The organism is Pedobacter sp. JCM 36344 (assembly GCF_046546555.1).
GTDB lineage: Bacteria > Bacteroidota > Bacteroidia > Sphingobacteriales > Sphingobacteriaceae > Pedobacter.
In genome coordinates this window covers 1-7,450 of record NZ_JBKHKK010000029.1, presented here as the reverse complement: position 1 = coordinate 7,450, position 7,450 = coordinate 1, and the positions used below count along the sequence as shown (strand labels likewise).

At 39.7% G+C, this 7,450-nt stretch carries 10 protein-coding genes; 2 read left to right on the top strand and 8 right to left on the bottom strand.

Annotation, left to right across the window (positions count from 1 at the left end; genetic code table 11):
* From ACHFIZ_RS17650 to ACHFIZ_RS17640, 3 genes are all read right to left on the bottom strand, one after another.
* On the bottom strand, positions 1 to 208 hold a 208-nt coding region (locus tag ACHFIZ_RS17650; protein ID WP_410888256.1), incomplete at its 3' end, for a hypothetical protein.
* Between the two features lie 6 nt (positions 209 to 214).
* Complete coding sequence (locus tag ACHFIZ_RS17645; RefSeq protein WP_410888255.1) at positions 215 to 1,477, bottom strand: hypothetical protein; 1,263 nt, start codon at positions 1,475 to 1,477, stop codon at positions 215 to 217.
* Between the two features lie 13 nt (positions 1,478 to 1,490).
* Complete coding sequence (locus tag ACHFIZ_RS17640) at positions 1,491 to 2,390, bottom strand: HEPN domain-containing protein (protein ID WP_410888253.1); 900 nt, start codon at positions 2,388 to 2,390, stop codon at positions 1,491 to 1,493.
* A gap of 128 nt (positions 2,391 to 2,518) precedes the next feature.
* Between ACHFIZ_RS17640 and ACHFIZ_RS17635 the strand changes: the two genes are divergently transcribed.
* Positions 2,519 to 2,899, top strand: coding sequence for a helix-turn-helix domain-containing protein (locus ACHFIZ_RS17635; RefSeq protein ID WP_410888251.1), 381 nt, complete (start codon positions 2,519 to 2,521; stop codon positions 2,897 to 2,899).
* Positions 2,900 to 2,970: 71 nt separating this feature from the next.
* Positions 2,971 to 4,398: a HEPN domain-containing protein gene (locus ACHFIZ_RS17630; protein WP_410888249.1), complete on the top strand. Its 1,428-nt coding sequence runs from the start codon at positions 2,971 to 2,973 to the stop codon at positions 4,396 to 4,398.
* A gap of 162 nt (positions 4,399 to 4,560) precedes the next feature.
* Here the strand turns inward: ACHFIZ_RS17630 and ACHFIZ_RS17625 are convergent, their stop codons facing one another.
* The 5 genes from ACHFIZ_RS17625 to ACHFIZ_RS17605 all read right to left on the bottom strand — a co-directional run.
* Positions 4,561 to 5,544: a DUF5712 family protein gene (locus ACHFIZ_RS17625; RefSeq protein WP_410888247.1), complete on the bottom strand. Its 984-nt coding sequence runs from the start codon at positions 5,542 to 5,544 to the stop codon at positions 4,561 to 4,563.
* 3 nt (positions 5,545 to 5,547) lie between these two features.
* The gene (locus tag ACHFIZ_RS17620) at positions 5,548 to 6,168 is read right to left on the bottom strand and encodes a BfmA/BtgA family mobilization protein (RefSeq protein WP_410888245.1); all 621 of its coding nucleotides are present in this window, start codon (positions 6,166 to 6,168) and stop codon (positions 5,548 to 5,550) included.
* On the bottom strand, positions 6,108 to 6,425 hold the full coding sequence (locus ACHFIZ_RS17615; protein ID WP_410888243.1) for a hypothetical protein: 318 nt from the start codon (positions 6,423 to 6,425) through the stop codon (positions 6,108 to 6,110). Before ACHFIZ_RS17615 ends, ACHFIZ_RS17620 begins: the two co-directional genes overlap by 61 nt.
* A 1-nt stretch (position 6,426) precedes the next feature.
* Positions 6,427 to 6,684 carry a helix-turn-helix domain-containing protein gene (locus ACHFIZ_RS17610; protein WP_410888241.1) on the bottom strand — a complete coding sequence of 86 codons (258 nt, stop codon included), beginning with the start codon at positions 6,682 to 6,684 and terminating at the stop codon, positions 6,427 to 6,429.
* Positions 6,685 to 7,269: 585 nt separating this feature from the next.
* Positions 7,270 to 7,450 (bottom strand): helix-turn-helix domain-containing protein (locus ACHFIZ_RS17605; protein WP_410888239.1); only part of this gene is annotated, 181 nt, incomplete at its 5' end.

The following is a 7,450-nucleotide window of genomic DNA, read 5'->3' as shown; positions in this document are numbered from 1 at the left end:
AAAAAAACAACATATCTGTTAGTTCCTCGCCTTCAGGGGATTCAGCAGCGAAATGAATCCACCCCTCGTATAGCTCCCAAAGCTTAGTACGGGATTCGTGAATCGGATGGTTCACAAAAAAATAAGTAATTGATGGCACAGGATTATCAAGATCCTCATCGGAGATATCAACAGGTTGATAATTTAATGCCTTTAAAATTTCTTCCATAACATTCTATTTATTGATAAAACTATATATCATCCTTAACCGATCTACAAAATTTTTAAAATCACCGTCATAGTGTTTCTTTAGTACTAAGAGCTGAAATTGGCTTTGCTGAAAATAACTGACCAGTTGGCTATCTATAACAGCGTTCAACAGCACATATTTTCTCGGGCTGTAGCTCAGCATAGCAAAAAAAGCGGTATTGAAGTAATATTGTAGCGGATGTATTTTTCCTTGAAGCATTAATCGAAGTTCCAGTTTATAATAATCACCCATGTCTTTCCATAGAAAACAGATTTCTGGTGTTTCATTATTAAAGCCGCATGGCGTCATATACGATCTTCTCGGTTTGCCCTTTACATTACGCATTCCATATGTATAACTGTAGTGTGTGTACAACCTTCCTGAAAGCAAAGGAAGCGCCTTTTGCCAGAGCTCAAAAAGCTGATTGAAATGATATTGGTTCTGCTTCCGTTTTTCAGCAAGCCTATTAGCGTCTTCTTTATATTCCGGATTAGCAACTAAGGCTATCTTTTTCATATCGAAGCAAATCTCAACGAGTTTTTGCTGTTCATCCGTAAGATCGATTTCAGATAGTTGCATTTCATTAAGCACGTACGTTGTAAAGCCCCTAACTTCCGTTTTGCCTTTGTTCAATATGCCTATATAAGGAATTAAAAAAGGATAATGGTTAGTTCGGTACCTCTCATTGTTGTTATCTGCCAAACAGAAACCCAATACCGTATGGGTTTCTTTAGGTGGCTGTTCCTGAATTGAGGGAATTGCTTTTCGCAGCTCCACTATATTTGCAGATACTATAGGGAGTTGTTTTCCAGGTTTATATAGGCCTTTATACCTCACTTTTGATGACACATGTAAACTATCCTTCGACTTATGGATCATCAGGTACTTAGACACCCCTGTTTCCTGATCAAAGAATCCCGGCCAATAATAGTCCTCGAAATCGTATTCAGTGTGATAGTACATCAGTTCGTTAAGCGAAAAATAAGCGTATCGGCTCAAATAGTTTTCATGGTTATCAACGCTGCAGCTCACCAGTAGTTCGGAGGTGGTGACCTTAATATAAACCATTTCTTCGGGCTCTTTGTCCAAAATTACACCCATTACAAGCAGTTCATTGCTGAAAGATATCTTCCTGATTTTAATGGGAAAATAACCCCTTTTGGGTTTTCTGATTTCGGAATATTGGTTCAGTGTATTTTCTGTGAGTATTCTTGTATTTGGGGTAAAGGGCAAATGAAAGAGGTTCATTGATGGAATAGTTTTATCCGGCATAATCCACCTCACTTTCTTTTTTTAATTGTGTGTAAGATTCCGCCACTTTTGCAAGGGATTTTATCTTGTCACCGCACATAATTTCAGTGAGCTTTAAAAAGGTGGAAACACGGGTGAATATTTGCTCTGCATCGGCTTGTTCAACCTTAAAATCATCTTTGTAACGTGCGGCAGAATAGCTTTTTACCATGATATCGAAGAGCCGTTTATCCTCTTCCCTGCCCGATAAGAATAGGCTTGATGGTGCCGGAGAAAAGCTATCGCACAACCGAAGCTGTCTATATAGGTTGTGTATATCAGAACGGTATGCCAGATGAACCCTTATCAAAGCAATACAGCATTGCTCTACAACCTGATGCGCCATAAATGCACTTAGATTGTAATGTTGGTTGGTCAAGCATTCTTTTGCACTTTTTAAAAAACCTGTTGCCAATGTAGAGCGGTGATTGTAATGTTTTTGGGCTTTTACTGCTCCCTGGGTGGGTATAAAATTTATGATATGAGTGCGCTGCACCATGCCATCCCGACTATAAAGAATCTGGCCCTCGTTATAAATGGTAATGAAAAACCTGTTATTGGCCCTTATTGCATCTGCAATGGTTTCTTTCCCATGAGCCAATATGGTGATCTTGCCGAAAGGATAATGATTATTGACAAAGTCCTGCACCTCGTGTTCAATTCTGGTAACGCTTTCGGTCACCATCAACAAAAAATAATGATAGTTTTTTGTACTATGGTTCTCTATAAAACAACCGTCATTGACTTTAAAATCAATGTTTTTACCAAAGCTATAGATTTGCTCGGGCTTGAATTTTTGAACCAGCTCTTTGATAAAGGCCGAAAAGTTTTCTTTCTGGAACTGACCAGATTGCGAGAATTGTGTTTCCATAATCGTGACATTTTTGATTTCTGAGATCAAAAATGCGGTACGGCAATGCCGTAACCTACCACTAAAGCTGGTATCTTACTACAATACATTGGTTCATTACTATCTTAGGAATTTATTATATTTGCTTTATGGAAACGCCTACAAAATCTAACAAAGTGCACATCGGCAGAAAGATTAGCCGTATTAGGGAAATACGTGGTATCAAGCAGGATTATCTTGCCATTGAACTTGGCGTAAGCCAACAAACCATTTCCAAGATAGAGCAAAGTGAGGAAGTTGAAGATGCAATGTTGGAAAAGATTGCAGGTGTACTTGGTGTGAGCGCCGAAGCAATAAAGAATTTCAGTGAAGAGGTTCTTATATTCCACATTCAAAATATGCATGATAACGCATCAGCATACCAGTACAATTACCAATGTCATTACAATCCTTTAGATAAAGTAGTAGAACTTTATGAACGATTGCTTCAAAGCGAACGTGAGAAAAATGAGCTGTTAAAAAATAAGTAATTCAAATACGGTATAAGGCTGCTAAACAAAATTTTTATCTAATTTGATCCTTGTTTAGCCAAGCAGATAATATGAAAGATGAGTTACCGTACGATATAGAAAAAGACATTTTTGGCTCGCTTAAAGCAATAAAAAGTCTGCAAAGTGAAAAGGTTTATAAGATCAAAAGTCCCGAAACGCCTTTGAATAATAAACTTGCAACAATCGAAAAGATCGGTACTGATGATTTTTTATGCAAGGTATATTGCGAGGATTTGATTGAACCCATTGCCGGGAGTAAAAGCGCTGGCTATGGGGCATTTGAAGATCTTCACCTCGAATCTGACGAGGATATTTACTTTATTAAGGCAAAGTCTGTTCTGGAGATCAACATGTCATTGAATATCCCATCACTTCTTCAATTCAAACTGACCCATTTTCAAAGAGGTGGTGTTGAAGACTTTGACAACAAGCACCTTCGATTGATCATTCCCGTAAGTAATAAACCCAGCCTTACCGCACTCACTAATAAACGCTTAAAAACAGGGAATCATTACCTCCCTTCAGGACTTGTGGAAGTCAATCTCAACAATGAGCCATTTCACTTATACAAATCGGTGAATGCCGATTCAAATTACCTAATAATTGAATCGCAAGAACCAATTACCTTTGATAAGTTCAAAAAAGCATCAGACAGTTTGATCACAGCTTATGCCTTAATTTCCGGTAACTTGCATTTAGGAGAATATTTCTATCATGTGATCGAAGGAGATTTCAATGCCAAACAGCGAGTCATCTATGAAAAAAATGAACCTGCCGCGATAACCAATGTTACGCTGCTCAATCATATTGAATTTAAAAATCACTTAGAGAATACGACAAGCTCTAAAGCGTTTCACCATCATTGTGTTCCGATGTCCACCGACGTCTTCTCATCGCTTTGTCAAACGATTCATGATAACACGATTTATGCCCGCTGCTGCAGATTCATCATCGAAGGCCATCAGTCAAAACAAGTCTTGTTGAAGGGCGGCATTTATTCAATTGGAATAGAAACCATAGCAGCGATTCTCTATGAAGAAAATGCAGAACGAATCAATCCAATTGAGGACAAGAAATTGGCAAAGAAAATAATCAGTAAAGTCCGGGAAGCGATCGGTGAATATGATGCGTTTATATCCAGCTATGGTAAGAATATTCTCGATGCAAAGATTAATGCTTTGAACAGTCCTACAAATGCAAAAAAGCTTTCCAGACCATTCGAATTGTTTGGCATCACTTTGCCGGAGGAAGATGTAGCAATTTTAAATACCAGAAATAAATTTCTACATGGTACTTCGCCATTAGAAAATAATGAAAATCCGGAAGAATTGCAGGCCATCGTAAACAAGTTACTGTTTATGCTGATGGTCTTAATGTTTAAACATGCAGGATATAGTGGTCACATCATCCATTATCCCGATTATATCAAGTACCGTTATACATCACCATATAGCGGACAATTATTTTTTACTATTTAATAAGCAGGGGCAGTTTTCCTAAAGATAATTACTTGATATAAAGTAGTTAAGAAGTATTCATACCATCATTATCGCGATTAGGAGAGAATTTTTAACACATGATTTTAGCTTGCCCCAACACTAATTATTATAAGCTTTTAATCTGTAAAAGTATATTTGATTTTATCGTTGTATGCCTTGACTTTGATCCATACCCTTTTTCTTTTTCTTCTTACGCCGTTTAGGTTCAGCTGTATTGTCTTCTGGTATTATGTAAACAGGTTCCGTAAGTAGACTTAGCAGGCCAGCGCCTATCTTTCCAGTTGTAGAAATCATTTCCCCGACACTTTCAAACAATCCTTCAGCAACACTTTTCCCTAAGTCGTTGATGATGGTCTGGTCAGCCTTTAGGTTATGGATGTTTTCCAATAGTTTCATCTGTTTTTTCTGTGCGACCGTCCCATTTTGCATTGTGTTGGCATAGGCAAGGGTATCTTTTAGCCCCCTGTTAAAGTCAAACAAATCATCAAACAGCTTCTCACCCGATTGTTTAAAGGCGGTACGATTAAATTCCCCAAGCTTGGCAGAATGCTCCTTGTTCTTTCCCTTTGAGGTATTTTGCGGGCTAAGCTTAATCCTATTCGTAATATCCTTACGACTGACGATGATCTGGATATGATCCTGTCTTCCTTCTTTGCGTTCCCCCTTTTGTCGTGTTCCGTCCTTTACTTCCTTATCTGTATGCTTGTAATAACGGTAATTTTCGTGCTTACCGTACCAGAGCAAATCTTTATGGCTGTTAATACCTGGTCTCTTAAAGTTTTTTGCGTACTCATCCATTACCTTCACTGCAAATTCCTTTAACTTATCCTTTGTACCCTCCCTGCCGTATTTTTCGTAAAGGTGCGCCAGTTCCTTTTGGCTTGGGCTGATGTTGATTAGAAAAAATTTACTGTCGCTGCGTCCAAGTTTGGCAATGTTACCGTCTATCTTCATCCTGACTTCCTGTCTGCGGATTTCGTTACCAGTACCGTTAAACCAATTTTCCAGTTCCAAACCTTTGCCTTTTTCGGTCTGCATCTGGTTCTCTTTTTCAAGGTAATTGACCAGCGCACCGCTGCTGCCCTTATTATCTCCCGTTTCTGATGTGGTGATGTTGATGAACATAAGCTATAGATTTTCCAACGATTGCCTGACATGGGCTTGCAGTTCCTCTTTCTTAACGTTGGCCGTAGTCCAGCCCAGCGATTCCCTTTGGGTGATGTAGTATTCTAGTATCTTGCTAAATCGTAATTTCAGCAACGCTTTGTCTTCCAGATGGGTCTGTGTTCTGGCAATACCACGTTGCAGTGCAGTCATACCTTCTGCAAGCTTTTTCGTATTTTCAAGATCCTGCACCATATACTTGCCAACTTCCTTTAAATACAGCGTATGTTGCTTTGCAATAGTAACCAACGTACCCGTATCGCTGAAAATGGGTAACAGGAAATCTTTTTCCTGCGTTTTAAAAAAGCCAATAATCCGGTTATTTCCGTTGACCAGCTCTTTTTTCAGCAGTTCGTCATTCAGGTCTAGGGGGTCTTTCTTGCTCCGGTAGAAATACTCTACCATTTGTATGACGGTCGCTTTTTTTGTCCTGCCCAACTTGAGGGCGATCTTTTCCAGTTTGATATCGGTGGCTACAGGGTAGCGCACCGATTTTGTATTGATATCCTCCATATCCCGAATGTTTAAGGATGGTTTGGTATTTCGATAATAAACCTTATTTGTGTTCCTCTTTGCGGGTGCCATGAGGGATTATATTCTATGTAACCAAATTCGACAAGGTCTTTGATGTTCTTATGGTAGGTGGCGATAGATCTGATACGGGAGAACCGCATCAGTTTTGGCCTGCTGACCTGAAAGGTTTTTTCGGTTGCATCGCTGTCGCTGTAGTAGAACAATGCCATCAGCAGGCTGATGTGGGTGGCATAAAATCGGTTTTCCAGTGCCACCCGTTCAAAATATCCACTAAGGGCATGGCGTTGTATGTTCAGATAGTTCTTCATGTTATTCTCCTTTCAATATTTTTTCTATTTGTACCCTGCTGTAATACATCGTACCTCCAACTTTGCGGAACGGTAATGTCCCGTTGATACGCAGGTTCTGTAAAGTGCCTGCTGATATGTTCAGCATTTTGCGCACCTGTGCGCTTCTTAGCCATTCCCCGTTTTGCTGGTTTTCCGTCCCTTGTCCGATAATGCCCTTCATTTCCTGCAACAGTTCCGTTTTGAACTGGCGGAGGTCTTCCATTGTGATGATGTCCATTTTCATAATTGCGCTCCTTTCTTATGTTTTTAGTTTGCTGATTAACCGACTAATGATGTATCTAATTAGCTGGTTAACTGGTTATCTGCCTAGTTAGCTAATTGGTATACCTGAAAGTATACCGTTTATGGTTCCTAAAGGGCTTGCAAAGCCCCAAAGTAGCCCCGGAGGCTACTTGAAACCCCTGTAGCGATAGCGTAAGGGCAAGCAAGTAGGGCTCTGCCCAACTTCCGCTTGCTCCATTTCCCCGAAAGAAAATGGACTTTTACCTGCATGGAGTTTACCCCTCATGGCCTTCACCGTCATTTAACAAAGTGATCCGGCTTGCCAAACTGGGATGAAATGAGGGCTGGTAATCTATATATCCGTATAGCACCAGTTCTTTCATGCACTTATGATAAGTTGCGAAAGAATGGATTGCCGAGTGTTTCATCAGTTCACGTCTGGTTATCCGAAAAGGATTATGGCAAAAACTTTTGTTGTAGCACATCAGTATAGCAGAATATAGGCCAAGATGTGAGGTGTGAATGTTCCGATTCTTGCTGGCCAACTTTAGAAAGTTGTGTAGCAGTTGCCTCGTATCCATTATGAATGACCAATTTCGCCCAACAATTGAACAATATCCGCATAGGCATAGTAGAGAATACCGCCTATTTTTTCATAGGGTAAAATGCCCTTAATGCGTATGTTCTGAAGTGTACCTGATGAAATCTTTAATAGCTTCCTGACTTCTGAACTTCTGAGCCATTGTTTGGGCTGTACGTCA